24 protein-coding genes are annotated in these 25,432 nt (G+C 69.3%); 21 read left to right on the plus strand and 3 right to left on the minus strand.

Going from position 1 to position 25,432, the window contains the following annotated elements:
• The first annotated feature begins 365 nt into the window (after nucleotides 1-365).
• The 20 genes from thrB (at nucleotide 366) to ACWCQ6_RS15825 (ending at nucleotide 20,479) form a co-directional block, all read left to right on the plus strand.
• Nucleotides 366-1,283, plus strand: coding sequence for a homoserine kinase (thrB, locus tag ACWCQ6_RS15730; protein WP_451089437.1), 918 nt, complete (start codon nucleotides 366-368; stop codon nucleotides 1,281-1,283).
• Between the two features lie 384 nt (nucleotides 1,284-1,667).
• Nucleotides 1,668-3,671, plus strand: a complete 2,004-nt coding sequence (gene rho, locus ACWCQ6_RS15735) for a transcription termination factor Rho (RefSeq protein ID WP_451089439.1) — start codon at nucleotides 1,668-1,670, stop codon at nucleotides 3,669-3,671.
• 376 nt (nucleotides 3,672-4,047) lie between these two features.
• Nucleotides 4,048-5,151, plus strand: coding sequence for an LCP family protein (locus ACWCQ6_RS15740; protein ID WP_451089441.1), 1,104 nt, complete (start codon nucleotides 4,048-4,050; stop codon nucleotides 5,149-5,151).
• 142 nt (nucleotides 5,152-5,293) lie between these two features.
• Nucleotides 5,294-5,518, plus strand: a complete 225-nt coding sequence (gene rpmE / locus ACWCQ6_RS15745; protein ID WP_189542185.1) for a 50S ribosomal protein L31 — start codon at nucleotides 5,294-5,296, stop codon at nucleotides 5,516-5,518.
• Nucleotides 5,519-5,673: 155 nt separating this feature from the next.
• Nucleotides 5,674-6,750 carry a peptide chain release factor 1 gene (gene prfA, locus ACWCQ6_RS15750; protein ID WP_451089444.1) on the plus strand — a complete coding sequence of 359 codons (1,077 nt, stop codon included), beginning with the start codon at nucleotides 5,674-5,676 and terminating at the stop codon, nucleotides 6,748-6,750.
• Nucleotides 6,751-6,790: 40 nt separating this feature from the next.
• Complete coding sequence (prmC, locus tag ACWCQ6_RS15755; protein ID WP_451089446.1) at nucleotides 6,791-7,636, plus strand: peptide chain release factor N(5)-glutamine methyltransferase; 846 nt, start codon at nucleotides 6,791-6,793, stop codon at nucleotides 7,634-7,636.
• 64 nt (nucleotides 7,637-7,700) lie between these two features.
• The gene (locus tag ACWCQ6_RS15760; RefSeq protein ID WP_451089448.1) at nucleotides 7,701-8,348 is read left to right on the plus strand and encodes an L-threonylcarbamoyladenylate synthase; all 648 of its coding nucleotides are present in this window, start codon (nucleotides 7,701-7,703) and stop codon (nucleotides 8,346-8,348) included.
• Nucleotides 8,345-8,986 (plus strand): arsenate reductase/protein-tyrosine-phosphatase family protein, encoded by a 642-nt coding sequence (locus ACWCQ6_RS15765; RefSeq protein ID WP_451089450.1) that lies wholly within the window; start codon nucleotides 8,345-8,347, stop codon nucleotides 8,984-8,986. The genes ACWCQ6_RS15760 and ACWCQ6_RS15765 overlap by 4 nt, the downstream gene beginning before the upstream one ends.
• 133 nt (nucleotides 8,987-9,119) lie before the next feature.
• Nucleotides 9,120-10,385 carry a serine hydroxymethyltransferase gene (locus tag ACWCQ6_RS15770; RefSeq protein ID WP_451089452.1) on the plus strand — a complete coding sequence of 422 codons (1,266 nt, stop codon included), beginning with the start codon at nucleotides 9,120-9,122 and terminating at the stop codon, nucleotides 10,383-10,385.
• 119 nt (nucleotides 10,386-10,504) lie between these two features.
• Nucleotides 10,505-11,890 carry an MraY family glycosyltransferase gene (locus ACWCQ6_RS15775; protein ID WP_451089454.1) on the plus strand — a complete coding sequence of 462 codons (1,386 nt, stop codon included), beginning with the start codon at nucleotides 10,505-10,507 and terminating at the stop codon, nucleotides 11,888-11,890.
• Nucleotides 11,891-12,151: 261 nt separating this feature from the next.
• Nucleotides 12,152-12,589 carry a hypothetical protein gene (locus ACWCQ6_RS15780; protein WP_451089456.1) on the plus strand — a complete coding sequence of 146 codons (438 nt, stop codon included), beginning with the start codon at nucleotides 12,152-12,154 and terminating at the stop codon, nucleotides 12,587-12,589.
• Between the two features lie 210 nt (nucleotides 12,590-12,799).
• A complete protein-coding gene (atpB, locus tag ACWCQ6_RS15785) occupies nucleotides 12,800-13,636 on the plus strand; it encodes a F0F1 ATP synthase subunit A (RefSeq protein ID WP_451089583.1) in 837 nt (278 codons plus the stop codon).
• A gap of 75 nt (nucleotides 13,637-13,711) precedes the next feature.
• A complete protein-coding gene (gene atpE / locus ACWCQ6_RS15790; RefSeq protein ID WP_030386954.1) occupies nucleotides 13,712-13,939 on the plus strand; it encodes an ATP synthase F0 subunit C in 228 nt (75 codons plus the stop codon).
• Between the two features lie 38 nt (nucleotides 13,940-13,977).
• On the plus strand, nucleotides 13,978-14,523 hold the full coding sequence (locus ACWCQ6_RS15795) for a F0F1 ATP synthase subunit B (RefSeq protein WP_451089458.1): 546 nt from the start codon (nucleotides 13,978-13,980) through the stop codon (nucleotides 14,521-14,523).
• A complete protein-coding gene (locus tag ACWCQ6_RS15800) occupies nucleotides 14,520-15,335 on the plus strand; it encodes a F0F1 ATP synthase subunit delta (RefSeq protein ID WP_451089460.1) in 816 nt (271 codons plus the stop codon). Before ACWCQ6_RS15795 ends, ACWCQ6_RS15800 begins: the two co-directional genes overlap by 4 nt.
• 138 nt (nucleotides 15,336-15,473) lie before the next feature.
• Complete coding sequence (atpA, locus tag ACWCQ6_RS15805; protein WP_451089462.1) at nucleotides 15,474-17,045, plus strand: F0F1 ATP synthase subunit alpha; 1,572 nt, start codon at nucleotides 15,474-15,476, stop codon at nucleotides 17,043-17,045.
• A gap of 3 nt (nucleotides 17,046-17,048) precedes the next feature.
• Nucleotides 17,049-17,963: a F0F1 ATP synthase subunit gamma gene (locus ACWCQ6_RS15810; protein WP_451089464.1), complete on the plus strand. Its 915-nt coding sequence runs from the start codon at nucleotides 17,049-17,051 to the stop codon at nucleotides 17,961-17,963.
• On the plus strand, nucleotides 17,963-19,405 hold the full coding sequence (atpD, locus tag ACWCQ6_RS15815) for a F0F1 ATP synthase subunit beta (RefSeq protein WP_451089466.1): 1,443 nt from the start codon (nucleotides 17,963-17,965) through the stop codon (nucleotides 19,403-19,405). The genes ACWCQ6_RS15810 and atpD overlap by 1 nt, the downstream gene beginning before the upstream one ends.
• A gap of 111 nt (nucleotides 19,406-19,516) precedes the next feature.
• The gene (locus tag ACWCQ6_RS15820) at nucleotides 19,517-19,891 is read left to right on the plus strand and encodes a F0F1 ATP synthase subunit epsilon (RefSeq protein WP_451089468.1); all 375 of its coding nucleotides are present in this window, start codon (nucleotides 19,517-19,519) and stop codon (nucleotides 19,889-19,891) included.
• A 141-nt stretch (nucleotides 19,892-20,032) separates the two neighbouring features.
• Complete coding sequence (locus tag ACWCQ6_RS15825) at nucleotides 20,033-20,479, plus strand: DUF2550 domain-containing protein (protein ID WP_072484167.1); 447 nt, start codon at nucleotides 20,033-20,035, stop codon at nucleotides 20,477-20,479.
• Between the two features lie 124 nt (nucleotides 20,480-20,603).
• On the opposite strand, the gene ACWCQ6_RS15830 is transcribed toward ACWCQ6_RS15825, so the two are convergent.
• The 3 genes from ACWCQ6_RS15830 to ACWCQ6_RS15840 all read right to left on the minus strand — a co-directional run bounded on the left by ACWCQ6_RS15830 (nucleotide 20,604) and on the right by ACWCQ6_RS15840 (nucleotide 24,727).
• Nucleotides 20,604-22,481: a glycosyl hydrolase family 18 protein gene (locus ACWCQ6_RS15830; RefSeq protein WP_451089470.1), complete on the minus strand. Its 1,878-nt coding sequence runs from the start codon at nucleotides 22,479-22,481 to the stop codon at nucleotides 20,604-20,606.
• A gap of 402 nt (nucleotides 22,482-22,883) precedes the next feature.
• Nucleotides 22,884-23,534, minus strand: a complete 651-nt coding sequence (locus ACWCQ6_RS15835) for a response regulator (RefSeq protein WP_451089472.1) — start codon at nucleotides 23,532-23,534, stop codon at nucleotides 22,884-22,886.
• Nucleotides 23,531-24,727 (minus strand): sensor histidine kinase, encoded by a 1,197-nt coding sequence (locus ACWCQ6_RS15840; RefSeq protein WP_451089474.1) that lies wholly within the window; start codon nucleotides 24,725-24,727, stop codon nucleotides 23,531-23,533. Before ACWCQ6_RS15840 ends, ACWCQ6_RS15835 begins: the two co-directional genes overlap by 4 nt.
• A gap of 151 nt (nucleotides 24,728-24,878) precedes the next feature.
• Between ACWCQ6_RS15840 and ACWCQ6_RS15845 the strand changes: the two genes are divergently transcribed.
• Nucleotides 24,879-25,421, plus strand: coding sequence for a hypothetical protein (locus tag ACWCQ6_RS15845; RefSeq protein WP_451089476.1), 543 nt, complete (start codon nucleotides 24,879-24,881; stop codon nucleotides 25,419-25,421).
• Nucleotides 25,422-25,432: the final 11 nt, after the last annotated feature.

Consider the following 25,432-nt stretch of genomic DNA (forward strand, 5'->3'; position numbering starts at 1 on the left):
GTTCGTCGACGAGGCCGGTGGTCACCAGGAGCCGGCGCGCCACGACCGGGGCCCCGTCCTTCCGTACGACGCCCCGGGGCCTGCCCGACGGATCAGGGAAGAACCCAGCTCAACCGCCCCTTTTCGGGGCGGCGAGCGCATAGGAGGTGTGCGACACGCATCGTGCGCCTCCCGTGCGCCCTATGTCGCCACAGAACCTTCCTTCGATAAGCTGTACTCAACCTGCCTGCCGCATCTGCCGCGGTGCATGGGCCGTTGTGGCCGTCGGTTCCCCGGAATTCCACTCCCCGTCACCACGACCTCCCGCCACCACGGAGAAAACGCTTCACCACCCCCGCTGTCACACAAGGAGAGTCGTCCAACCGATGGCCGGTCCCGCCTTCCGAGCCGCCGCCGTCCGGGTGCGCGTCCCCGCGACCAGCGCCAACCTGGGCCCGGGTTTCGACGCCTTCGGCCTGTCGCTGGGTCTGTACGACGACGTCGTCGTCCGCGTCGCCGACTCCGGACTGCACATCGACATCGCGGGTGAGGGTGCCGACACGCTGCCCCGCGACGAGAGCCACCTCCTCGTGCGCTCCCTGCGCACGGCCTTCGACCTGCTCGGCGGACAGCCCCGCGGCCTGGAGATCGTCTGCGCCAACCGCATCCCGCACGGGCGCGGCCTCGGCTCCTCCTCCGCCGCCATCTGTGCGGGCATCGTCGCCGCCCGCGCCGTGACGACCGGCGGGGACGCCCGACTCGACGAAGCGGCGCTGCTGGAGCTCGCCACCGAGATCGAGGGCCACCCCGACAATGTCGCGGCCTGCCTGCTCGGCGGCTTCACGCTGGCATGGATGGACGGCGGATCGGCGCGCGCGATCAGGATGGATCCCGCAGAATCCATCGTTCCGGTGGTTTTCGTACCCAGCAAGCCGGTCCTCACCGAAACCGCCCGCGGACTGCTCCCGCGCTCGGTCCCGCACGTCGACGCCGCCTTCAACGCCGGCCGTGCCGCACTGCTCGTCGAGGCGCTGACCAGACGCCCCGAGCTGCTGCTCACCGCCACCGAGGACCGGCTGCACCAGGAGTACCGCGCCCCGGCGATGCCCGAGAGCGTGGAACTCGTCAACCGACTGCGCGCGGACGGCGTCCCCGCGGTCATCTCCGGTGCCGGGCCGACCGTGCTCGCACTGGCCGAGGACGGTGCGGCCGACAAGGTCGCACAGCTGGCGGGCGAGGGGTGGGCGGCCAATCGCCTCGCTCTCGACGCCCCGGGCGCGAGTGTGCTGCCGCTCGCTCCTTAGCCGAGAAGTGATTGCCGGTGAGTGAGAGGGGGAATGTTTGTTGGAGCCGGTAGTGTTAACCTCAAGTCTGCAACCGACGTCTATGTGGCGCGTTGCTTCGTGTCCCTTTCCGGGACCACCAATTCTTCCGGGAGCCTCCCCAACTGCCTGAGCAGCCTGCCTGAGCAGTTTCGCGCACGCTCCGGAACCGGCACGACACCCCTCGCTCGTCCAGGAGTGGGCCGAGCAGGGGATGCTCGCGCCGGGCCCTTGCACACCTTCATCTCTCCGCCGTACCCGGCGGACCACCGCCCCGGCACGGTCCGCAAGAAAAAGACCGCAGTCGGACAGCACAACCGGTCGCCGAGCCAGAAGGCCGACGTCCGCTCCAGGGAAGGACCCTTCGTGAGCGACACCACCGATCTGATGGGCGTGACTGCCGACAAGAGCGTCGACAGCGCCGCGCCCGCCGCAGGTGCTGCCACTGGCACCACCGCACGGCGCCGCCGCTCCGGCACCGGCCTTGACGGCATGGTCCTGGCCGAGCTGCAGCAGGTCGCGTCCGGCCTCGGCATCAAGGGCACTGCGCGGATGCGCAAGGGCCAGCTGATCGAGGTCATCAAGGAGGCGCAGGCCGGTAGCTCCGCCGCGCCCAAGGCCGCCGCGCCCGCCGCGGCGTCCGAGACCAAGCCCAAGCGCCGCGCCACCTCCAAGGCGCGCACCGGGGACGAGCCGACGGCCGCCGCGCCCGCCGAGAAGGTTGCGGCCCAGCAGCAGATCGACATCCCCGGCCAGCCGGCCAGCGACGACCAGCCCGCGGGCGAGCGCCGTCGGCGCCGTGCGACCGCGCAGGCGGGCAGCCCGGAGAGCAAGGCGGAGAGCAAGTCCGCCGAGGCCAAGACGGAGGCGCAGGCCGAGCCCAAGGGCGACGACCGCGCCGAGGCCAAGGCCGAAGCCGCCGCCGACACGGCCGAGGGCCGCCGGGGTGACCGCCAGGACCGCGGCCAGCGCGGCGACCGCCAGGAGCGCGGGGAGCGCCGCGACCGGCAGCGCGACCGCAGGGGCAAGGGCGACGAGCAGGGCGGTGGCCAGGGCCAGCAGGGCGGCCAGCGTCAGCAGCGCCAGGGTCAGCAGGGCGGCGGCCCGCAGGACGACGGGTACGACGACGAGGCGGGCGGCCGTCGCGGCCGTCGCGGCCGCTACCGCGACCGTCGCGGCCGCCGTGGCCGCGACGACTTCGCCAACGAGGTCCCGGTCTCCGAGGACGACGTCCTGATCCCCGTCGCGGGCATCCTGGACATCCTCGACAACTACGCGTTCATCCGGACCTCCGGCTACCTGCCGGGCCCGAACGACGTGTACGTCTCGCTCGCCCAGGTCCGCAAGAACGGCCTGCGCAAGGGTGACCACGTCACCGGTGCGGTGCGCCAGCCCAAGGACGGCGAGCGCCGGGAGAAGTTCAACGCCCTGGTCCGCCTCGACTCGGTGAACGGCATGGCGCCCGAAACCGGCCGCGGCCGTCCGGAGTTCCAGAAGCTGACCCCGCTCTACCCGCAGGACCGGCTCCGTCTGGAGACCGACTCCAACGTCCTGACGACGCGGATCATCGACCTGGTCGCCCCCATCGGCAAGGGCCAGCGAGGGCTGATCGTGGCCCCGCCGAAGACCGGCAAGACCATGATCCTGCAGGCGATCGCCAACGCGATCACCGTCAACAGCCCCGAGTGCCACCTGATGGTCGTCCTGGTCGACGAGCGTCCGGAAGAGGTCACCGACATGCAGCGGTCGGTGAAGGGCGAGGTCATCTCCTCGACCTTCGACCGTCCCGCCGAGGACCACACCACCGTCGCCGAGCTGGCCATCGAGCGCGCCAAGCGTCTCGTCGAGCTGGGTCACGACGTGGTCGTCCTGCTGGACTCCATCACCCGACTCGGCCGTGCGTACAACCTCGCGGCCCCCGCCTCCGGCCGCATCCTGTCCGGTGGTGTCGACTCGACCGCGCTGTACCCGCCGAAGCGGTTCTTCGGTGCCGCGCGCAACATCGAGGACGGCGGTTCGCTGACCATCCTGGCCACCGCGCTCGTCGAGACCGGCTCGCGCATGGACGAGGTGATCTTCGAGGAGTTCAAGGGCACCGGCAACATGGAGCTCAAGCTCGACCGGAAGCTCTCGGACAAGCGCATCTTCCCGGCGGTGGACGTCGACGCGTCCAGCACCCGCAAGGAGGAAATCCTCCTGGGCAGCGAGGAGTTGGCGATCGTCTGGAAGCTGCGCCGGGTGCTGCACGCGCTCGACCAGCAGCAGGCGATCGAGCTCCTCCTGGACCGGATGAAGAAGACCCAGTCCAACGCCGAGTTCCTGCTCCAGATCCAGAAGACGACGCCGGCTCCGGGCAACGGCAACGACTGACGTCGTACCGGACCGGTCGAATCACAGGGCCGCCCCCGGCACTTCGGTGCCGGGGGCGGCCCTGTGCCGTGGGCGGGGCGAATGTGACGCAGCCGACCCCGCCGCCTGTGGTCGAACCGAGACCTTTGCCACATGCCGGACGTGCCGCCGGGCCCGCCGTGATGCCTGTACCGCCCAAGAAACCGCAGGTGAACGCGGGATCACTGGCTGTTGAGCCGTATCCGGTGTCCGTTTCGTCCTCACGTGGAAACAACAGGTGGCTGTGTAACCCTTCTTCGTGCCACGGCGTCGTACGCGGTAGCGACATGTCGACGTCTCATTGCCCGAACACCGCTGCTGGGGGTAGCCGGGGAGAACTGACGACCGAAGGAGACCGATGATTGAGCAGAACGGGAGAGGCGGCCGAATACGCCCCACCGGCAAGCGCCGGAAGAAACCCTCCCGTCGCCGCAGGGCGACCGCGATCGCCGCCTGGGCCCTGGCCGGCGCGCTCGTCGTCGGTGGTGCCGGACTGGGATTCGCCTACTTCAAGCTCAACGGCAACCTCAAGGCCGTCGACATCAACGCGGCACTGGGCAAGGACCGCCCCGACGACATCGACGACGGCTCCCAGGACATCCTCGTGCTCGGCTCGGACTCCCGGTCGGGCGCGAACTCCGAGTACGGCGCCGACGAGGGAACGGCCCGCTCCGACACCGCGATGGTCCTCCACGTCAACAAGGGCCACAAGAAGGCCTCCGTGGTCTCCATCCCGCGTGACACCCTCGTCACCCGCCCCGACTGCACCAGTGACACCACCGGGCAGACCATCGAGGGCCAGCAGCGCGCGATGTTCAACACGGCGTACGAAGTCGGCGGACCGGCCTGCGCGGTCAAGACCGTCGAGGCCATGTCCGGCATCCGCATGGACCACTACCTCGAAGTCGACTTCACCGGCTTCAAGAAGCTCATCGACGAGCTGGGCGGCGTGGAGATCACCACCACTCAGGCGATCGACGACCCCAAGAGCCATCTGAAGCTCGAACCCGGCACCCACACCCTCGACGGGGAGCAGTCGCTGGGGCTGGTCCGTACCCGCACGAGCGTCGGCGACGGCAGCGACCTCGGCCGCATCCAGCTCCAGCAGGCGTTCATCAAGGCGCTGATGGAACAGGTCCAGACCGTCGGGGTGTTCACGAACCCGAAGACCCTGTACGACCTCGCGGACACGGCCACCAAGACCGTCACCACCGACTCCGACCTCGGCTCGGTCAAGGAACTCACGGCTTTCGCCAACGGCCTCAAGGGGCTCGATTCGAAGAACGTCCACATGGTCACGCTGCCCGTGCAGTACGACCCGGCCGACCCGAACCGCGTCGTACCGCTGGACGACGCCGCCCGTCAGGTGTGGACCGCGCTCGCGCAGGACCAGCCGATCCCCGCCTCCGCCACCGAGAAGTCGGCGGGCGACAAGGGCGACGCGGGTGACATCGTGCAGTGACCGGGCGGGCCGGGAATAGGTACGGCCCGCCCCCGGTTTTGGGAGATACGGCCGGTCCTGGCAAACTGGTACGTCGGCCCCGGTTCACGGACGCGCAATCCGCGCGTGCGACCCGGTGCCCTCCCGAACCTAGGAGAAACCCTTGAAGCGCGACATCCACCCCGAGTACGCCGAGACGCAGGTCAGCTGCACCTGTGGCGCGTCGTTCACGACCCGGAGCACCATCGACGGCGGCACCATCCGCGCCGACGTCTGCTCCGAGTGCCACCCGTTCTACACGGGCAAGCAGAAGATCCTCGACACCGGTGGCCGCGTGGCCCGCTTCGAGGCCCGCTTCGGCAAGGCTGCCGGCTCCGCCAGCAAGTAGCGAGCCACTGCGCCGGTTCTCGGCGCCCTCTAGCGGGGGCGTCGGGACCGGCGTTTTTTCCGGCCGGGGGTACGCGGCCCCGTCACGTATCCCCGCCCGGCCGGCATCACGCCGTCCAGCAGGCACGCCCGAGTGAAGAAACCAGGAGCCCGAAGATGTTCGAGGCGGTCGAGGAACTGATCGGCGAACAGACCGATCTCGAGAAGAAGCTCGCGGACCCCGCGGTCCACGCCGACCAGGCCAACGCGCGCAGGCTCAACAAGCGCTACGCCGAGCTGACCCCGATCGTCGCCACGTACCGCGCCTGGAAGCAGGCCGGGGACGACATCGGGACGGCCCGCGAGCTCGCCGCCGACGACCCCGACTTCGCCGCCGAGGTCAAGGAGCTGGAGAAGCAGCGCGAAGAGCTCACCGAGAAGCTCCGCCTGCTCCTGATCCCGCGCGACCCCAGCGACGACAAGGACGTGCTCCTGGAGATCAAGGCGGGCGCGGGCGGCGACGAGTCCGCCCTGTTCGCCGGCGATCTGCTGCGGATGTACCTGCGCTACGCCGAGCGCGTCGGCTGGAAGACCGAGATCATCGACTCCACCGAGTCCGAGCTCGGCGGCTACAAGGACGTCCAGGTCGCCGTGAAGACCAAGGGCGGAAACGGCGCCACCGAGCCCGGCCAGGGTGTGTGGGCCCGGCTGAAGTACGAGGGCGGGGTGCACCGCGTGCAGCGGGTGCCGTCCACCGAGTCGCAGGGCCGCATCCACACCTCCGCCGCCGGTGTGCTCGTCACGCCCGAGGCCGAGGAGGTCGACGTCGAGATCCACGCCAACGATCTCCGTATCGACGTCTACCGCTCCTCGGGCCCCGGCGGCCAGTCCGTCAACACCACGGACTCGGCGGTCCGCATCACCCACCTGCCGACCGGCGTCGTCGCCTCCTGCCAGAACGAGAAGAGCCAGCTCCAGAACAAGGAGCAGGCCATGCGCATCCTGCGCTCGCGGCTGCTCGCCGCCGCCCAGGAGGCCGCCGAGCAGGAGGCTTCGGACGTACGGCGCAGCCAGGTGCGCACGGTCGACCGTTCCGAGAAGATCCGTACGTACAACTTCCCGGAAAACCGGATCTCGGACCACCGCGTCGGCTTCAAGGCGTACAACTTGGACCAGGTGCTCGACGGCGATCTGGACTCCGTGATCCAGGCGTGTGTCGACGCCGACTCCGCCGCCAAGCTCGCCGCTGCGTGAGCAAAGCCCGCCCCACCCGTAAACCGTACGGAGAACCGCGATGAACCTGCTGCTCGCCGAGGTGGCCCAGGCCACCCAGCGGCTGGCCGACGCCGGTGTGCCCTCGCCGCGATTCGACGCGGAGGAACTCGCCGCGTTCGTGCACGGCGTCAAGCGGGGCGAGCTGCACCGGGTGCCGGACGCGGACTTCGACGCCCGCTACTGGGAGGCCATCGCCCGCCGCGAGGCCCGCGAACCGCTCCAGCACATCACCGGCCGCGCCTTCTTCCGCTACCTGGAGCTCCAGGTCGGCCCCGGTGTCTTCGTCCCCCGCCCGGAGACCGAATCGGTCGTCGGCTGGGCGATAGACGCCGTGCGCGCGATGGACGTCGTCGAGCCGGTCGTCGTCGACCTGTGCAGCGGATCGGGCGCCATCGCCCTGGCCATGGCCCAGGAGGTGCCGCGCTCGCGCGTGCACGCCGTCGAGCTCTCCGACGACGCCATCGAGTGGACCAGGAAGAACGCCGCCGGATCCAGGGTCACCGTCCACCAGGGAGACGCACTGACCGCCCTCCCCGAGCTGGACGGTCAGGTCGACCTGGTCATCTCCAACCCGCCGTACATCCCGCTCACCGAGTGGGAGTACGTGGCGCCCGAGGCCCGCGACCACGACCCGGAGATGGCTCTCTTCTCCGGTGAGGACGGCCTCGACACCATCCGCGGCATCGAACGCACCGCACACCGCCTGCTGCGCCCCGGCGGCCTCGTCGTCATCGAGCACGCCGACACCCAGGGCGGCCAGGTGCCGTGGATCTTCACCGAGGAACGAGGCTGGGCGGACGCGGCCGACCACCCCGACCTGAACAACCGGCCGCGGTTCGCCACGGCCCGCAAGGCCACGCCGTGACCGGCGGCCACCACCCGCACGACCCGTACCCGCGACACCCGTACACGCTTGAGGAGGCCGGCTGATGGCACGGCGATACGACTGCAACGACGCGACCGACCGTACGACGGGTCTGCGTGAGGCCGCGTCGGCCGTCCGCCGCGGCGAACTGGTCGTGCTGCCCACCGACACCGTGTACGGCATCGGCGCGGACGCCTTCAGCGCCGAGGGCGTCGCCGACCTGCTGGACGCCAAGGGCCGCGGCCGCAACATGCCGACCCCCGTCCTGATCGGCTCCCCGAACACCCTGCACGGCCTGGTCACCGACTTCTCCGAGCAGGCATGGGAGCTTGTCGACGCCTTCTGGCCCGGCGCCCTCACGCTCGTCGCCAAGCACCAGCCGTCGCTCCAGTGGGACCTCGGGGACACCCGCGGCACCGTCGCCATCCGGATGCCGCTGCACCCGGTCGCCATCGAGCTGCTCACGGAGGTCGGCCCGATGGCCGTCTCCAGCGCCAACCTCACCGGTCACCCGGCCCCCGAGGACTGCGACGCGGCCCAGGAGATGCTCGGCGACTCCGTCTCCGTCTACCTGGACGGGGGCCCGACGCCCGGCATCGTGCCCTCGTCGATCGTCGACGTGACCGGCAAGGTCCCCGTGCTGCTGCGTGCCGGCGCGCTCTCCGTGGAGGAGCTCCGCAAGGTGGTACCCGACCTCGAGGTGGCCAGTTGACCGCCCCTGAGGGGCGTGGCATAGCGGGGCGGGCCGGCTCTTTCCGCATCCTCCACGTCAGCACCGGCAACGTCTGCCGCTCGCCGATCACCGAGCGGCTCACCCGCCATGCCCTGGTGGACCGCCTCGGCGATCCGCTAGGCGGCGGACTGATCGTGGAGAGCGCGGGCACCTGGGGCCACGAAGGCGCCCCCATGGAGGCCAACGCCGAGACCGTCCTCGCCGACTTCGGCGCCGACACCACCGGCTTCGTCGGCCGGGAACTGCTCGACGAGCACGTGATCCGCGCCGACCTGGTGCTCACCGCCACCCGTGACCACCGCGCGCAGGTGATCTCGATGGGTCACTCGGCCGGCCTGCGGACCTTCACCCTCAAGGAATTCACCCGCCTGGTCCGGGCGATAGACCCCGCCACGCTGCCCGACCCGCGGGACGAGGGCGTCGTCGAGCGCGCCCGCGCGCTGGTCCGGGCCGCGGCCGCGCTGCGCGGCTGGCTGCTGGCCCCCACCGCCGACGCGGACGAGGTGTACGACCCCTACGGTGCCCCGATCACCTTCTTCCGCTCCATCGGCGACGAGATCAACCAGGCCCTCGACCCGGTGGTCACGGCGCTGACGGGCGTGCCCGCGCCGCACTGACGGGCGTACGCGCCTGCCGGGCACCCCTGGTCCCAACGGGTGCGCCGCGGCGCCGCACAGCGGGCAGGCGGGCCTTCGCGGGCCTACATTTGGAGCTGACGCCAGCACCCCTCCCCAGGCCCGGAGCCCATCGATGCCGGTCACCACTCCAGCCGCACCGTCCTCCGCCCCCGGCACCGCCCTGCCGCAGGACTTCGGCGCCCTGCTCCGGGAGGACCCGGAGATCGCAGCCGTGCTGCTGGGGGAGCTGCACCGCCAGTCCAGCACCCTGCAGCTGACCGCCGCCGAGAACTTCACCTCGCCCGCGGTCCTCGCCGCCCTCGGCTCACCCCTCGCGAACAAGTACGCCGAGGGCTATCCCGGCGCCCGCCACCACGGCGGCTGCGAGCAGGCCGACGCCGCCGAACGCATCGCCTGCCGCCGCGCCACCTCGCTCTTCGGCGCCGAGCACGCCAATGTCCAGCCGCACTCCGGCTCCTCCGCGGTCCTCGCCGCGTACGCCGCCCTGCTCCGCCCCGGTGACACGGTGCTCGCGATGGGTCTCTCGTACGGCGGGCACCTCACCCATGGTTCGCCCGCCAACTTCTCCGGCCGCTGGTTCGAGTTCGTCGGCTACGGGGTGGACTCCGAGAGCGGCCTGATCGACTACGAGCAGGTGCGCGCCCTGGCCCGGGCCCACCGCCCCAAGGCGATCGTGAGCGGCTCCATCTCGTACCCCCGCCATCCCGACTACGAGCTGTTCCGGGAGATCGCCGACGAGGTGGGCGCGTATCTGATCGCCGACTCCGCGCACCCGATGGGGCTGATCGCCGGGGGAGCGGCGCCGAGCCCGGTGCCGTACGCCGACGTGGTCTGCGCGACGACGCACAAGGTGCTGCGCGGGCCGCGCGGCGGGATGATCCTGTGCGGCGCGGAACTGGCCGAGCGGATCGACCGGGCGGTCTTCCCGTTCACGCAGGGCGGCGCGCAGATGCACACGGTCGCCGCGAAGGCCGTCGCGTTCGGGGAGGCGGCCACCCCGGCGTTCGCGACGTACGCGCATCAGGTGGTCGCCCATGCCCGGGTGCTGGCCGACGGTCTGGAGGCGGAGGGCTTCGAGGTCACCACGGGCGGCACGGACACCCACCTGATCGTCGCGGACCCGGCCCCGCTGGGCGTCGACGGCCCGACCGCCCGCGCCCGGCTGGTGGCGGCCGGCCTGGTGCTGGACACCTGCGCGCTGCCGTACGGGGACGCCCGGGGCATCAGGCTCGGCACCGCGGCGGTCACCACGCAGGGCATGGACGATGCCGACATGGCCAGGCTGGCGGTGCTCTTCGGAACCGCGGTGCGTGAGGAGAACGACATCCGCGCGCAGGTGCGGGAGCTGGTGGAGAACCATCCGCCGTATCCGGGGTAGGCGTCGGTGCGGAACCGATCGGTCCGAAGGACGTGTCCTCGGTCATGAGGCCCGTGCAGCGCGGCAGTCCCCGACGGCCGGACGGTTTAAGGTGTGGGCTGAGATGGCCGGCGAAATCTATGGGGCAGCCCGTGCGTGATTACCTGCTGACGCTCTGTGTCACGGCCGCGGTGACCTATCTGCTGACCGGTCCGGTGCGTAAGTTCGCCATCGCGATCGGGGCGATGCCCGCGATCCGTGCGCGTGACGTCCACCGAGAACCGACACCGCGGCTCGGTGGCATCGCCATGTTCGGCGGGCTGTGCGCCGGACTGATCGTCGCGGCCCATCTCCAAAACCTCGACTGGGTCTTCCAGCTCTCCACGGAGCCCAGGGCGCTGCTCTCCGGGGCCGCGCTGATCTGGCTGATCGGTGTCCTGGACGACAAGTTCGAGCTCGACGCCCTGATCAAGCTGGGCGGGCAGATGATCGCCGCCGCGGTGATGGTCCTCCAGGGTCTGACGATCCTGTGGCTGCCGATCCCCGGCGTCGGCACCGTGGCGCTCACCCAGTGGCAGGGCACGCTGCTCACGGTCGCCCTGGTCGTCATCACGATCAACGCGGTCAACTTCGTCGACGGGCTGGACGGCCTCGCGGCGGGCATGGTGTGCATCGCCGCCGCCGCGTTCTTCCTGTACACGTACCGGCTCTGGTACGGGCACATGATCGAGGCCGCGGCCCCGGCGACGCTCTTCATGGCGATCCTGATGGGCATGTGCCTGGGCTTCCTGCCGCACAACATGCATCCGGCGCGGATCTTCATGGGCGACTCGGGCTCGATGTTGATCGGCCTGGTGCTCGCGGCCGGTGCGATCTCGGTGACGGGCCTGGTGGACCCGGACACGATGAAGCTTTTCGCGGGCAGTGAGCGCGAGGCCACCCAAGCGATGCTGCCGGTCTTCATCCCGCTGCTGCTGCCGCTGACGATCATCGCGATCCCGGCCGCGGACCTGGTGCTGGCGATCGTGCGCCGCACGTGGAACGGCCAGTCGCCGTTCGCGGCGGACCGCGGCCATCTGCACCACCGGCTGCTGGAGATCGGCCATTCGCACAGCAGGGCCGTGCTGATCATGTACTTCTGGTCGGCCCTGATCGCCTTCGGGGCGGTCGGCTATTCGGTGCACTCGGCGTCCCTGTGGATCGTGCTGGTGATCATGGGGATGAGCGCGGTGGGTCTCGTACTGCTGCTGATGCCCCGCTTCACCCCGCGCGCGCCGTACTGGGCGGAACGCCTCGTACCGCCTCGCTATCGCCAGAGGCGGGGCAAGGGTGAGGAGCCCGGGGAGGAACCCGCGTCGGCGCCCAGGGCCCAACAGGAGCCGCTGGAGGGCGGGATGGGGCGGACGGGGCCCGAGGCGCAGGAGCGGGCCCGGGTCGTCGTGGGAGTCTCGGGCGTCAACGGGGCGACCGCCATCGGCCCTCGTTCGCGTTTTTCGGACAGAGACAGGGCTGAATCCGCGCGCTGAGAATCGGGCATCAGGGGGCAATACCAGGCAACATATTGAGTTGTCTTGCTCACATGCGCGAATTCACTCCCATGTGTGACAGTAAGCACACTTTCTTGGTAAAGACCTCATCAAATAGTTTGTGATACCGTTCACGAAGCCCGGTGACGGAGCCGAAGGACCCGAGTAACGCGGTCCACTGGCCCGAGGCATTGACTCGGACCGGGCCTAGGCTCGTCCATGACGACACACTGCCCACCCCCTGCAAGCGGAGCTGCCGCCATGCCGTCCAACGACGTCCGGACTCTCCTTCAAGCCGCCGTACCCACCGCTGTCGCCGGCGCTGTCGCCGTTGCTGTCGGCGCTGGTGTCGCGGGCGGCAAGGGGGCCCTCGGCGCGGGCGTTGCGACGATCGTGGTGATCCTCTTCATGGGGATCGGACTGCTGGTCCTGCTGCGGACCGCGCGGTCCCTGCCTCACCTGTTCCAGGCGATGGGGCTGATGCTGTACACGGCTCAGCTTCTTCTTCTGTTCATCTTTGTCGCCGCATTCAAGAACACGACGATGTTCAATCCGAAGGCCTTCGCGATCACGCTGGTCGCGATGACCCTCGTGTGGATCGGCGCACAGACGCGTGCGCACATGAAGGCCAAGATCCTTTACGTCGAACCCGAGTCCGACAAGGCGGAAAAGCCCAAGAACACGGGCTCGAAGTCGTGAAGGGTAGGGGCGGGATAAGTGCGGGTTCAAGACCCTGCTATCGTCCGGTTCCAACTGCGGCACTGCGGGCGCGGGCATGTGAGCTGACGCCTGCTCGATCGCGAGGCTCAATGCCTGACTGCCGCTCACACATCCGTAACACCAGTCCAGTGCCGAACCGCGGCTGTGCGCCGCGCCGACACAACGAGGTTGCCGTACCTATGCGCCACGCTGAAGGAGCCCGCGGTGAGTGCTGACCCGACGCAGGTGCTCGCCTTCGAGACCGATTGCCACATCTTCTCCGGTTGTGGTTTCCCGGGTCCTGGCCTGCACTCTTTCCTGTTCGAGCCGATCTTCGGTGACGCGGACAGCAACATCTACTTCAACAAGACGATGCTGCTGGCGCTCCTCGGTACGGTCATCATCGTCGGCTTCTTCTGGGCCGCCTTCCGCAAGCCGAAGGTCGTTCCGGGCAAGCTGCAGATGGTCGCCGAGGCCGGATACGACTTCGTACGCCGCGGCATCGTCTACGAGACGCTCGGCAAGCGCGAGGGCGAGAAGTACGTCCCGCTGATGGTCTCGATCTTCTTCTTCGTGTGGATGATGAACCTCTGGTCGATCATCCCGCTCGCCCAGTTCCCGGTGACGTCGATCATCGCGTATCCGGCCGGCCTGGCCGCGATCGTCTACATCATCTGGATGAGCCTCACCTTCAAGCGCCACGGCTTCGTCGGCGGCTTCAAGAACCTGACCGGCTACGACAAGTCGCTCGGCCCGGTGCTGCCGCTGGTCATGGTCATCGAGTTCTTCTCGAACGTCCTGGTCCGCCCGTTCACGCACGCGGTCCGACTCTTCGCGAACATGTTCGCCGGTCACACGCTGCTGCTGCTCTTCACCATCGCCAGCTGGTACCTGCTCAACGGCATCGGTATCGCCTACGCGGGCGTCTCGTTCGTGATGGTCATCGTGATGACGGTCTTCGAGCTCTTCATCCAGGCTGTTCAGGCGTACGTCTTCGTGCTCCTGGCGTGCAGCTTCATCCAGGGCGCTGTCGCCGAGCACCACTGATCGCGCCTCCCATACCCCCAGTCGTCCGGTGGCCAACCCCCACCGGTCCGTGAAAGAGAAGAAGGAAGAACTGGCATGTCCCAGACCCTTGCCGCCGTCACCGGTTCCCTCAGCTCCGTCGGCTACGGCCTGGCCGCCATCGGCCCCGGCGTCGGCGTCGGCATCATCTTCGGTAACGGCACCCAGGCCCTCGCCCGTCAGCCCGAGGCTGCCGGCCTGATCCGCGCCAACCAGATTCTCGGCTTCGCCTTCTGTGAGGCGCTTGCCCTGATCGGTCTGGTCATGCCGTTCGTCTACAGCTGACGAACCGCGACTAGTCCGTTCCGACGAAAGGCACTGATGTGAACCACCTGGTTCAGCTCGCGGCCGAAGAGGCGCAGAATCCGCTTATTCCGCCGATTCCTGAGCTCGTCATCGGTCTGATCGCCTTCGTCATCGTCTTCGGCTTCCTCGCCAAGAAGCTTCTCCCGAACATCAACAAGGTTCTGGAAGAGCGCCGCGAGGCCATCGAAGGCGGTATCGAAAAGGCCGATGCGGCCCAGACCGAGGCCCAGAGCGTTCTTGAGCAGTACAAGGCTCAGCTCGCCGAGGCCCGTCACGAGGCCGCGCGCCTGCGCCAGGAGGCGCAGGAGCAGGGCGCTGTGATCCTGCAGGAGATGCGGGCGGAAGGCCAGCGGCAGCGTGAGGAGATCATCGCTGCCGGCCACGCCCAGATCGAGGCCGACCGCAAGTCCGCGGCTGCCGCGCTGCGTCAGGACGTGGGCAAGCTCGCCACCGACCTGGCCGGCAAGCTCGTCGGCGAGTCCCTTGAGGACCACGCCCGGCAGAGCGGCACCGTCGACCGTTTCCTCGACGAGCTCGAGGCGAAGGCCGAGGCCGTCCGATGAACGGCGCGAGCCGCGAGGCGCTGGCTGCCGCACGCGAGTCCCTCGACGCGCTGACCGACAACACCTCGGTCGACGTGGCGAAGCTCGCCGAGGAGCTGGCCGCCGTAACGGCGCTGCTCCAGCGCGAGGTCTCCCTGCGACGGGTCCTCACCGACCCGTCGCAGCCCGGCGAGGCCAGGGCGGAGCTGGCCGGACGACTGCTGCGCGGTCAGGTGGGCGGCGAGGCCGTCGACCTGATCTCCGGCATGGTCCGCTCCCGCTGGTCGCAGTCGCGCGACCTGGTCGACTCGGTCGAGGAACTGGCCAACACCGCAGACCTCACCGCCGCCCAGCGCAGCGGAGACCTCGACGACGTCGAGGACGAGCTGTTCCGGTTCGGCCGGATCGTCGCCTCCGACAAGGAGCTGCGCGCCGCGCTCACCGACCGGTCCGCGTCCGCGTCCGCCAAGGGGCAGCTGCTGCACAGCCTGCTCGGCGGCAAGGCACGGCCCGCCACCGAGCGGCTCATCACGCGTCTTGTCACCCAGCCGCGTGGACGTAGCCTGGAAGAGGGACTCGAGTCCCTCTCCAAGCTGGCCGCGGAGCGCCGGGAACGCCTGGTCGCCGTGGTCACCTCGGCAGTGCCGCTCAGTGATCGGCAGAAGCAGCGCCTCGGCGCCGCGCTGGCGAAGATCTACGGCCGCCCGATGCACCTCAACCTCGACGTGGACCCGACGGTCCTCGGCGGGATCGCGGTGAGGGTCGGCGACGAGGTCATCGACGGCACCATCTCGGAGCGCCTCGACGAGGCGACCCGTCGCATGGCCGGCTGACCGACGCAACGCAGCAAGAGAACAGAGCAAGACCAGCGGCCCGGTTGGGCCGTGCAGAAATTGCAGAAGATTCCTGGGGGTCGGCCCCCAGACCCCCTTAAGAAACTTCGGGCCCAACAAGGAGAGCAGGGAACCCAGATGGCGGAGCTCACGATCCGGCCGGAGGAGATCCGGGACGCGCTGGAGAACTTTGTCCAGTCGTACAAGCCGGACGCGGCCTCGCGCGAGGAGGTCGGTACGGTCAGCGTTGCCGGCGACGGCATCGCGAAGGTCGAGGGTCTTCCCTCGGCCATGGCGAACGAGCTGCTGAAGTTCGAGGACGGCACCCTCGGTCTCGCCCTCAACCTCGAGGAGCGCGAGATCGGTGCGATCGTCCTCGGCGAGTTCAGCGGCATCGAAGAGGGCCAGCCGGTGCAGCGCACCGGTGAGGTGCTCTCCGTCGGCGTCGGCGAGGGCTACCTCGGCCGCGTCGTCGACCCGCTCGGCAACCCGATCGACGGTCTCGGCGAGATCGCGACCGACAGCCGTCGCGCCCTCGAGCTGCAGGCCCCTGGCGTCATGGTCCGTAAGTCGGTGCACGAGCCGATGCAGACCGGCTACAAGGCCGTCGACGCCATGGTGCCGATCGGCCGCGGCCAGCGTCAGCTGATCATTGGCGACCGTCAGACGGGTAAGACCGCTCTGGCCGTCGACACGATCATCAACCAGCGCGACAACTGGCGCTCGGGCGACGTGAACAAGCAGGTGCGCTGCATCTACGTCGCCATCGGTCAGAAGGGCTCCACCATCGCCTCCGTGCGCGGTGCCCTCGAAGAGGCCGGCGCGCTCGAGTACACGACCATCGTCGCCGCCCCGGCGTCCGACCCGGCCGGCTTCAAGTACCTGGCGCCGTACACCGGTTCGGCCATCGGCCAGCACTGGATGTACCAGGGCAAGCACGTCCTGATCATCTTCGACGACCTCTCGAAGCAGGCCGACGCCTACCGCGCCGTGTCGCTGCTGCTGCGCCGTCCGCCGGGCCGTGAGGCATACCCGGGCGACGTCTTCTACCTCCACTCGCGTCTGCTGGAGCGCTGCGCCAAGCTCTCCGACGACATGGGCGCCGGTTCGATGACGGGCCTCCCGATCGTCGAGACCAAGGCGAACGACGTGTCGGCGTTCATCCCGACCAACGTCATCTCCATCACCGACGGCCAGTGCTTCCTGGAGTCCGACCTGTTCAACGCCGGCCAGCGTCCGGCCCTGAACGTCGGTATCTCGGTCTCCCGCGTCGGTGGCTCCGCCCAGCACAAGGCGATGCGCCAGGTGTCCGGCCGCCTCCGTGTCGACCTCGCCCAGTACCGCGAGCTGGAGGCGTTCGCCGCCTTCGGTTCCGACCTGGACGCGGCCTCGAAGGCGTCGCTGGAGCGTGGTAAGCGCATGGTCGAGCTGCTGAAGCAGCCGCAGTACTCCCCGTTCCCGGTCGAGGAGCAGGTCGTCTCCATCTGGGCCGGCACCAACGGCAAGATGGACGACGTCCCGGTCGAGGACATCCGCCGCTTCGAGACGGAGCTGCTGGAGTACCTGCGCCGCGAGCGCAAGGACCTCCTGACCAGCATCCGCGAGGGCGCCAAGATGTCCGACGACACGCTGCAGGCGATCGCCGACGCCGTCGCCTCCTTCAAGCAGCAGTTCGAGACCTCGGACGGCAAGCTCCTGGGCGAGGGCTGATCGATGGGCGCTCAGCTTCGCGTTTACAAGCGCCGCATTCGCTCCGTCACCGCCACGAAGAAGATCACCAAGGCGATGGAGATGATCGCCGCTTCGCGCATCGTCAAGGCGCAGCGCCAGGTGGCGGCGTCGACGCCGTACGCGACCGAGCTCACCCGCGCGGTGACCGCGGTCGCGACCGGCTCCACCACCAAGCACCCGCTGACCACCGAGGCCGACGCTCCGGCGCGGGCCGCGGTCCTGCTCGTCACGAGCGACCGCGGTCTGGCCGGCGGTTACTCCTCCAACGCCATCAAGGCCGCGGAGCGACTGACCGAGCGGCTGCGCGGTGAGGGCAAGGAGGTCGTCACGTATGTGATCGGCCGCAAGGGCGTCGCCTACTACGGATTCCGCGAGCGCAAGATCGAGGAATCGTGGACGGGCTTCACCGACAGCCCGACGTATGCGGATGCGAAGCGGGCCGCGGCCCCGCTGATCGAAGCGGTCACCAAGGAGACCGCCGAGGGCGGCGTGGACGAGCTGCACATCGTCTTCACGGAGTTCGTGTCGATGATGACGCAGAACCCGGTGAACAACCGGATGCTGCCGCTCAGTCTGGACGCCGCGAAGGAGGAGGACGGCAAGGGCGAGATCCTGCCGCTCTTCGACTTCGAGCCGTCGGCGGAGGACGTCCTCGACGCCCTGCTTCCGCGGTACGTCGAGAGCCGGATCTACAACGCGCTGCTGCAGGCCGCTGCTTCCGAGCACGCCGCCCGCCGCCGCGCGATGAAGTCGGCCACCGACAACGCCGGTGAGCTCATCAAGAGCCTCTCCCGGCTTGCCAACGCGGCCCGCCAGGCCGAAATCACCCAGGAAATCAGCGAGATCGTCGGTGGTGCCAGTGCGCTGGCCGACGCGACCGCGGGGAGTGACAAGTAATGACGACGACAGTTGAGACGGCCGTTGCCACGGGCCGCGTCGCCCGGGTCATCGGCCCGGTCGTCGACGTGGAGTTCCCCGTCGACGCGATGCCGGACATCTACAACGCGCTGACCGTCCAGGTGGCCGACCCGGCCGAGGACGGCAAGCTCAAGACGCTGACCCTCGAGGTCGCCCAGCACCTCGGCGAAGGCCTGGTCCGCGCGATCTCGATGCAGCCCACCGACGGTCTGGTCCGCCAGGCCCCGGTGACCGACACGGGCACCGGCATCACGGTCCCGGTCGGCGACATCACCAAGGGCAAGGTGTTCAACACCCTCGGTGAGATCCTGAACAAGCCCGAGGCCGAGGCCGAGGTCACCGAGCGCTGGCCGATCCACCGCAAGGCGCCCAACTTCGACCAGCTCGAGTCCAAGACCGAGATGTTCGAGACCGGCGTCAAGGTCATCGACCTTCTCACCCCGTACGTCAAGGGTGGAAAGATCGGTCTGTTCGGTGGTGCCGGTGTCGGCAAGACCGTTCTGATCCAGGAAATGATCTACCGCGTGGCCAACAACCACGACGGTGTGTCGGTGTTCGCCGGTGTCGGTGAGCGCACCCGTGAGGGCAACGACCTCATCGAGGAAATGGCCGACTCGGGCGTCATCGACAAGACGGCGCTCGTCTTCGGTCAGATGGACGAGCCGCCGGGCACGCGTCTGCGCGTCGCGCTGGCCGGTCTGACCATGGCGGAGTACTTCCGCGATGTGCAGAAGCAGGACGTGCTCTTCTTCATCGACAACATCTTCCGGTACACCCAGGCCGGCTCCGAGGTGTCCACCCTGCTCGGCCGTATGCCGTCCGCGGTGGGTTACCAGCCGAACCTGGCCGACGAGATGGGTCTGCTGCAGGAGCGCATCACGTCGACCCGTGGTCACTCGATCACCTCGATGCAGGCGATCTACGTTCCCGCGGACGACCTGACCGACCCGGCCCCGGCCACCACCTTCGCCCACCTCGACGCGACGACGGTTCTCTCCCGTCCGATCTCCGAGAAGGGCATCTACCCGGCCGTGGACCCGCTGGACTCCACGTCCCGCATCCTGGACCCGCGTTACATCGCGGAGGACCACTACGCGGCCGCCATGCGCGTCAAGGGGATCCTCCAGAAGTACAAGGACCTCCAGGACATCATCGCGATCCTCGGTATCGACGAGCTGGGCGAGGAGGACAAGCTCGTTGTCCACCGTGCCCGTCGCGTCGAGCGCTTCCTGTCGCAGAACACCCACGTCGCCAAGCAGTTCACCGGCGTGGACGGTTCGGACGTTCCGCTCGACGAGTCGATCGCCGCGTTCAACGCGATCTGCGACGGCGAGTACGACCACTTCCCCGAGCAGGCGTTCTTCATGTGCGGTGGCATCGAGGACCTCAAGGCCAACGCCAAGGAGCTCGGCGTCTCCTGAGCCCATGGCTCATCGAGGGGGACGGGGTGTGTCCCGTCCCCCTCACCACGCCCCTTAGAATTGACCCAACACCCGGCTCGAACGGCCGGGTGGTGACCCGAGGAGCCACCCTTGGCTGCTGAGCTGCACGTCGAGCTGGTCGCCGCGGACCGCAGTGTCTGGTCCGGCGAGGCCACCCTGGTCGTCGCGCGCACCACGTCCGGCGACATCGGCGTCATGCCCGGTCACCAGCCGCTTCTGGGTGTGCTGGAATCGGGCCCGGTGACGATCCGCACGAGCGGCGGCGGCACCGTTGTCGCCGCTGTGCACGGCGGATTCATCTCGTTCGCGGACGACAAGCTCTCGATGCTCGCGGAGATCGCGGAGCTGGCGGACGAGATCGATGTCCAGCGCGCCGAGCGTGCGCTGGAGCGTGCGAAGTCGGACACGGACGCCGCTTCCGAGCGGCGCGCCGAAGTGCGACTGCGTGCGGTGGCGGTGCGCTAGCACCCCGCGACCACGTAGCTTTACCCTCAGCCGCGGCCCGAGCTGGAGACCACTCCAGACCGTGCCGCGGCTGAGGCGATGCAGGTGCGGTTGTAGTTCTGGCGGTATCCGTTACTCGACGACGCGAGGAGGTCGGTGGAGATGTTCCTCGCGCTGTGGGTGGGCGGACTGGTCGTCGCACTGGTCCTGGTGGGACTCTTCGTCTTCGGTCTGCGCCGGCGGCTGATTCAGCGCTCCGGCGGGACCTTCGACTGCAGCCTGCGCTGGAACGTTCCGGAAGAGCCCGATCTCTCGGGCAAGGGATGGGTCTACGGGGTGGCCCGGTACAGCGAGGACCAGATCGACTGGTTCCGTGTCTTCTCCTACGCTCCTCGACCTCGCCGGGTCCTGGAGCGTTCTGCTATCGAGGTGGTCGCCCGGCGGCTGCCCGAGGGCGAGGAAGAGCTTGCGCTGCTGTCCGATGCCGTGGTGCTCGGCTGTCTCCATCGGGAGACCCGCCTGGAGCTGGCCATGAGCGAGGACGCGCTGACCGGGTTCCTCGCCTGGCTGGAGGCGGCCCCGCCCGGCCAGCGGGTCAACGTGGCTTAGTGATACGGGGTCCGGTGGAACGGGCCCAGCAGACGAAAGACCGGGGAGACGGGGGCGGACCCGTCTCCCCGGTGGCTTTCCGGGGTGGTGCGCGGTGCTGGTGGGGGTTCTCGGACCGTGAGGGTTACTTCAGACCGCTGTTGATCGCGCCGACGAGTTCACCGTTCGCGGTGTCGCCGCTGAACTCCCAGAAGAACGCGCCTCCCAGGCCCTGGCTCTTCGCCCAGTTCATCTTGGACGTGATGGTGGCCGGGGTGTCGTAGCTCCACCAGTTGGTGCCGCAGTGGGCGTAGGCGGTGCCGGCGACGGTTCCGGTGGCGGGGCAGGTGTTCTTGAGGACCTTGTAGTCCTCGATGCCGGCCTCGTAGGTGCCGGGTGCGGCGCCGGTGGCGGTGCCGCCGGGTGTGTCCTGGGTGACGCCGGTCCAGCCGCGGCCGTAGAAGCCGATGCCGAGCAGCAGCTTGGAGGCGGGGACGCCCTGGGCCTTCAGCTTGGCGATGGCGTCGGCCGAGCTGAAGCCGGTCTTCGGGATGCCGTTGTACGAGGTGAGCGGGGAGTGCGGGGCGGTCGGGCCCTTGGCGTCCCAGGCTCCGAAGAAGTCGTAGGTCATCACGTTGTACCAGTCCAGGGGCTGGGCGGCGCCGGCGTAGTCGGCGGCGTCGATCTTTCCGCCGTCGGAGCCGTCGGCGGTGATGGCGGCCGTGACGAGGTTGTTGCCGCCGAACTTCGAGCGCAGCGCGGTGGTGAGGCCCTTGAGTGCGGCCGGGCCGCTGGTGTCGCAGGTCAGGCCGCAGGCGTTGGGGTACTCCCAGTCGATGTCGATGCCGTCGAAGACGTCGGCCCAGCGCGGGTCCTCCACCAGGTTGTAGCAGGACTCGGCGAACGCGGCCGGGTTCTTCGCGGCCTCACCGAAGCCACCGGACCAGGTCCAGCCGCCGAAGGACCACAGGACCTTTATGTGGGGGTACTTCGCCTTGAGCTTGCGCAGCTGGTTGAAGCTGCCGCGCAGCGGCTGGTCCCAGGTGTCGGCGACGCCGTCGACGGACTTGTCGGCGGTGTACGCCATGTCGTAGTCGGCGTAGGAGTCACCGATGGTGCACCTGCCGCCCTGGACGTTGCCGAAGGCGTAGTTGATGTGCGTGATCTTCGCGGCGGAACCCGAGGTGTCCAGGTTCTTGACGTGGTAGTTCCGGCCGTAGACGCCCCAGTCGGTGAAGTAACCGAGGTTGACCTTGCCGCCGGTGCCGGGGTCGGGGTTGCCGCCCCCGCCGGTGGTGCGGACCTTGACCGCGCCGCTGACCGGACCGGTCTGGTCGGCGGTGTCACGGGCCTGCACGGTGTACGAGTAGTCGGTGCCGGCCTTGAGGCCGGAGTCGGTGAACGTCGTACCGGTGACCGTCGAGACGACCGCGCCGTCGCGCAGCACGTCGTAGTTCTTGATGCCGTTGTCGTCGGTCGCGGCGGTCCAGCTCAGCTTCGCCGAGGTGTCGGTGACGGCGCTCGCGGTGGGGGTGCCCGGTGCCGAGGGGGCGTTGTCGCCGGGGACGCTGCCGCCGTCGCAGGAGGCGCCGTTCAGCTTGCAGCCGGTGGGGGCGCCGGGGCCGGTGCCGTTGAAGCCGAAGCTGACGGAGGCGCCGGGGGCGACCGAACCGTTCCAGCCGAGGTTCTTGGCGGTCCAGTGGGTGCCGGAGCTGGTGACGGTGGCGTCCCAGGCGGAGCCGACCGCGGTGCCGGAGGGGAAGTCCCACTCGATGGTCCAGGAGGACAGGGCGGTGGTGCCGGTGTTCTTCACCGTCCACTGGCCCTCGAAGCCGGAGCCCCAGTCGGACTTCTTGACGAAGGACGCGGTCGCCGAGGTGGCGGCCTCGGCGGGGGAGGCGAGGCCGACCATCGCGGCGAGTGGAAGCAGCAGTGCGGTGATACCGGCGACCGCTCTGGATCTGGTGGCTCTACCGGTCCCGAGTCTGAATCGGATCCGGCGTAGGGGGGTTTCAGTGCTCAACGGTGCTCCTCGGGTGAGGTCCGGACAATCGGGGGTGGTCCGTGGACTGCAAACCCTGCGCCGCCCTGAGCGCGCCTTGTCATGGCGTGCTCACCGCAGTGTGTTCGGTGAGATTAGGAAGGTCTGGACCAATCGTCAAGAGGTCTGGACCAAAGTTCGCGGCTGGGGCCTCTCCTTTGCGCCAGTCCGGGCCGGTGTCGCGGCAGGCAACGTTTGCCCGTCGAGGAGCGGCGTCCGGTGCGTGCTCCCGGCGTGCCGGCCGGAAGCCCTCGTACTGGACGTACTCGGGCTTTCGTCCGGTGCGGCGAGAGTGCGTGCCGGGCGTCGCGACGGGGCGAACGTTGCCTGCCGCGGCACTGGCGTGCCCCGATCCGCCCTGACCCGAACGAGAGGCCCTGGATCTCAGACGCCCAACTCCTGTGCGAGTACGGCTGCCTGGACCCGGCTGCGCAGCTCCAGCTTGCCCAGCAACCTGCTCACATGGGTCTTCACCGTCGCCTCCGCCATGGTGAGCCGGACCGCGATCTCGGCGTTCGACAGGCCCTCGCCGAGGCAGCTCAGAACCTCACGCTCCCGCCGGGTGAGAACGTCGAGCACCGAGAGGTCGGGCCCCTTTGCCGACCGTACGGGCGCGGTCCCGGCGAACTCGGCGATCAGACGGCGCGTCACCGCCGGGGCGATCAGGCCCTCGCCGCGCGCCACCGTGCGTACGGCATCGAGCAGATCGCGCGCTTCGGTGTTCTTCAGCAGGAAGCCCGCGGCCCCCGCCCGCAGCGCCCCGAAGACGTACTCGTCGAGATCGAAGGTCGTCAGCACCAGTACGTCCGCGAGCCGTTCGGTCACCACCTGGCCGGTCGCCGACACCCCGTCCAGCCGCGGCATCTGAATGTCCATCAGTACGAGATCCGGCCGGAGTTCGCGGGCCAGGCGCACCGCCTCCTCGCCGTCCCCGGCCTCGCCCACGACCTCGATGTCGGGCGCGCTGCTCAGAATGAGTACCAGTCCCGCCCGGACGGCCGACTGGTCCTCGGCGACCACAACCCGGATCGTCATGTTCTCGATACCCCTTCCTCCACTGGCAGTTCGGCCCGTACCCGCCAGATCTGCGTACCATCGTCGGTGGCCGACGGACCGGCCTCGATCGCGCCGCCCAGCAGCGCCACCCGCTCCCGCATTCCCACCAGGCCGGCCCCCGAACCCGGTGCGCGCGGACCTGGGCGGTCCCCGAGCACACTGCTGACCTCCACCGTGAGCAGCCGCCCGGACTGCCCGAGCCGCACCGCGACCGGGCCGGGCGCGGCATGCTTGAGCGCGTTCGTCAGGGACTCCTGGACGATCCGGTACGCGGCCAGCTCGACCGGCGCGGCCAGCGACTCCCGTTTCTCCCGGGTGTCCTCGAAGGCGCAGGTCAGGCCGCTCGGCGCGGCGCTCGTACGGGTCTGCTCGACCAGTGCGTCCAGCGAGGCGAGGGAGGGCGACGCGGCCGGTTCCAGGGCCCCGCCACCGGTGCGCAGCAGCCCGATCAGCCGGCGCATCTCAGCGAGGCCGTCGACGCTGTTCTCCCGGATCACGCCGAGTGCCTCGCGCGAGGTGCCCGGGTCGTCGATGGAGAGCGCGGCGGTGGAGTGGATGGCGATCGCCGAGAGGTGGTTGGCCACCATGTCGTGCAGTTCACGGGCCATCCGGGTGCGCTCGGCGGTCACCGCCTGGGCCCGGTCCATCTCGGCCAGCAGCGCGGTCTGGTCGGCGCGCAGCCTGGCGGCCTCGGCGGCGTCCCGGTGGTTGCGGACGCTGACCCCGGTGATGGCGGGCAGGAACGAGACCATGCCGGTGACGACACCGATGAGCAGCGCCTGGGGGCTGCGGAACCAGGCCAGGAACCCGACGGTGATCCCGACCGTGATCAGGAACGCGGTCACCGGGATGCGGCGGGCGGCGGACGGTTTCCCGTACAGCACGGCCGCGTACATGAGGTCCGTGAACATCAGGACCGTCGCGAGGTTCCCGACCGTGAACTGGTCCGCGACCAGTGCGAACGTGCCGATGACCAGGGCCGGCTGCGGGGCGGTCCTGCGGACCAGTTCGAGCACCGAGACGACGGCGAGCGGCAGCAGCGAGACCCATGGGGCGACGAGGGCCCGCTCTCCCTGTATGTGCAGGCCGAACGCCCACAGGACGAGGCCGCCGAGGAGTCCGATGGCGGCCATGAGCACGTCGTGGCGGTGCGGCCGGGCGAGGGTGAACACCCTCCCATCCAACACGGCGGTCCGCGCCCGGACCTCCCTACCGGGGGTGAGGAGCGAGTACATCGAAGGATGCAGTCACGATTCGTCACTGCCGACGACGATGACGCGCGGCCGGGCCGGGAGGCTGGAGGCAACGGGAAGGAGATGTGTTGTGATCGTCACGCTGATCGTGCTCTGCGAGGTCGCCTTCTGGGTGCTGCTGGCCGCGGGCCTCGCGCTGCGGTACCTGGCGAAGAAGCCGCGACTGGGCGCGGGCGTGCTGCTGTGCGAGCCGCTGCTGGAGGTCGTGCTGCTGGTGGTGACGGCCATCGACCTGAAGAACGGGGCGCAACCCGACTGGAAGCACGGGCTCGCCGCCGTCTACATCGGCTTCACGGTGGGGCTCGGCCACTCCACGATCCGCTGGGTCGACGCCCGGGTCGCCCACCGTTTCGCGGGCGGGCCGCCGCCGGTGCGGCCGCCGAAGTACGGCACGGCGCGCGCGGTGCACGAGTGGAAGGTCGCGGCGCGCTGGACGGTCGCGGCGGTGACCGCGCTGGCGCTGCTCCAGGCGGCCGTCTGGTACGTGGGCGGGGACGGTGATGTCTCCTCGCTCCAGGCGTGGCAGCAGAAGATGCTGTTCGTCATCGGGCTCAACGTGGTCATCGCGGGCAGCTACACGCTGTTTCCGAAACGGGAGCCGACCGGGCGCTGAGCCGCCGGACG

Source organism: Streptomyces sp. NPDC001880 (assembly GCF_053594575.1).

Excerpts from the sequence above, each read along its gene's own strand:
- thrB (WP_451089437.1), top strand. The coding sequence starts at position 366 with ATGGCCGGTCCCGCCTTCCGAGCCGCCGCCGTCCGGGTGCGCGTCCCC.
- ACWCQ6_RS15740 (WP_451089441.1), top strand. The coding sequence starts at position 4,048 with ATGATTGAGCAGAACGGGAGAGGCGGCCGAATACGCCCCACCGGCAAG.
- prfA (WP_451089444.1), top strand. The coding sequence starts at position 5,674 with ATGTTCGAGGCGGTCGAGGAACTGATCGGCGAACAGACCGATCTCGAG.
- prmC (WP_451089446.1), top strand. The coding sequence starts at position 6,791 with ATGAACCTGCTGCTCGCCGAGGTGGCCCAGGCCACCCAGCGGCTGGCC.
- ACWCQ6_RS15760 (WP_451089448.1), top strand. The coding sequence starts at position 7,701 with ATGGCACGGCGATACGACTGCAACGACGCGACCGACCGTACGACGGGT.
- ACWCQ6_RS15770 (WP_451089452.1), top strand. The coding sequence starts at position 9,120 with ATGCCGGTCACCACTCCAGCCGCACCGTCCTCCGCCCCCGGCACCGCC.
- ACWCQ6_RS15775 (WP_451089454.1), top strand. The coding sequence starts at position 10,505 with ATGGGGCAGCCCGTGCGTGATTACCTGCTGACGCTCTGTGTCACGGCC.
- ACWCQ6_RS15780 (WP_451089456.1), top strand. The coding sequence starts at position 12,152 with ATGCCGTCCAACGACGTCCGGACTCTCCTTCAAGCCGCCGTACCCACC.
- atpE (WP_030386954.1), top strand. The coding sequence starts at position 13,712 with ATGTCCCAGACCCTTGCCGCCGTCACCGGTTCCCTCAGCTCCGTCGGC.
- ACWCQ6_RS15800 (WP_451089460.1), top strand. The coding sequence starts at position 14,520 with ATGAACGGCGCGAGCCGCGAGGCGCTGGCTGCCGCACGCGAGTCCCTC.
- atpA (WP_451089462.1), top strand. The coding sequence starts at position 15,474 with ATGGCGGAGCTCACGATCCGGCCGGAGGAGATCCGGGACGCGCTGGAG.
- ACWCQ6_RS15810 (WP_451089464.1), top strand. The coding sequence starts at position 17,049 with ATGGGCGCTCAGCTTCGCGTTTACAAGCGCCGCATTCGCTCCGTCACC.
- atpD (WP_451089466.1), top strand. The coding sequence starts at position 17,963 with ATGACGACGACAGTTGAGACGGCCGTTGCCACGGGCCGCGTCGCCCGG.
- ACWCQ6_RS15825 (WP_072484167.1), top strand. The coding sequence starts at position 20,033 with ATGTTCCTCGCGCTGTGGGTGGGCGGACTGGTCGTCGCACTGGTCCTG.
- ACWCQ6_RS15835 (WP_451089472.1), bottom strand. The coding sequence starts at position 23,534 with ATGACGATCCGGGTTGTGGTCGCCGAGGACCAGTCGGCCGTCCGGGCG.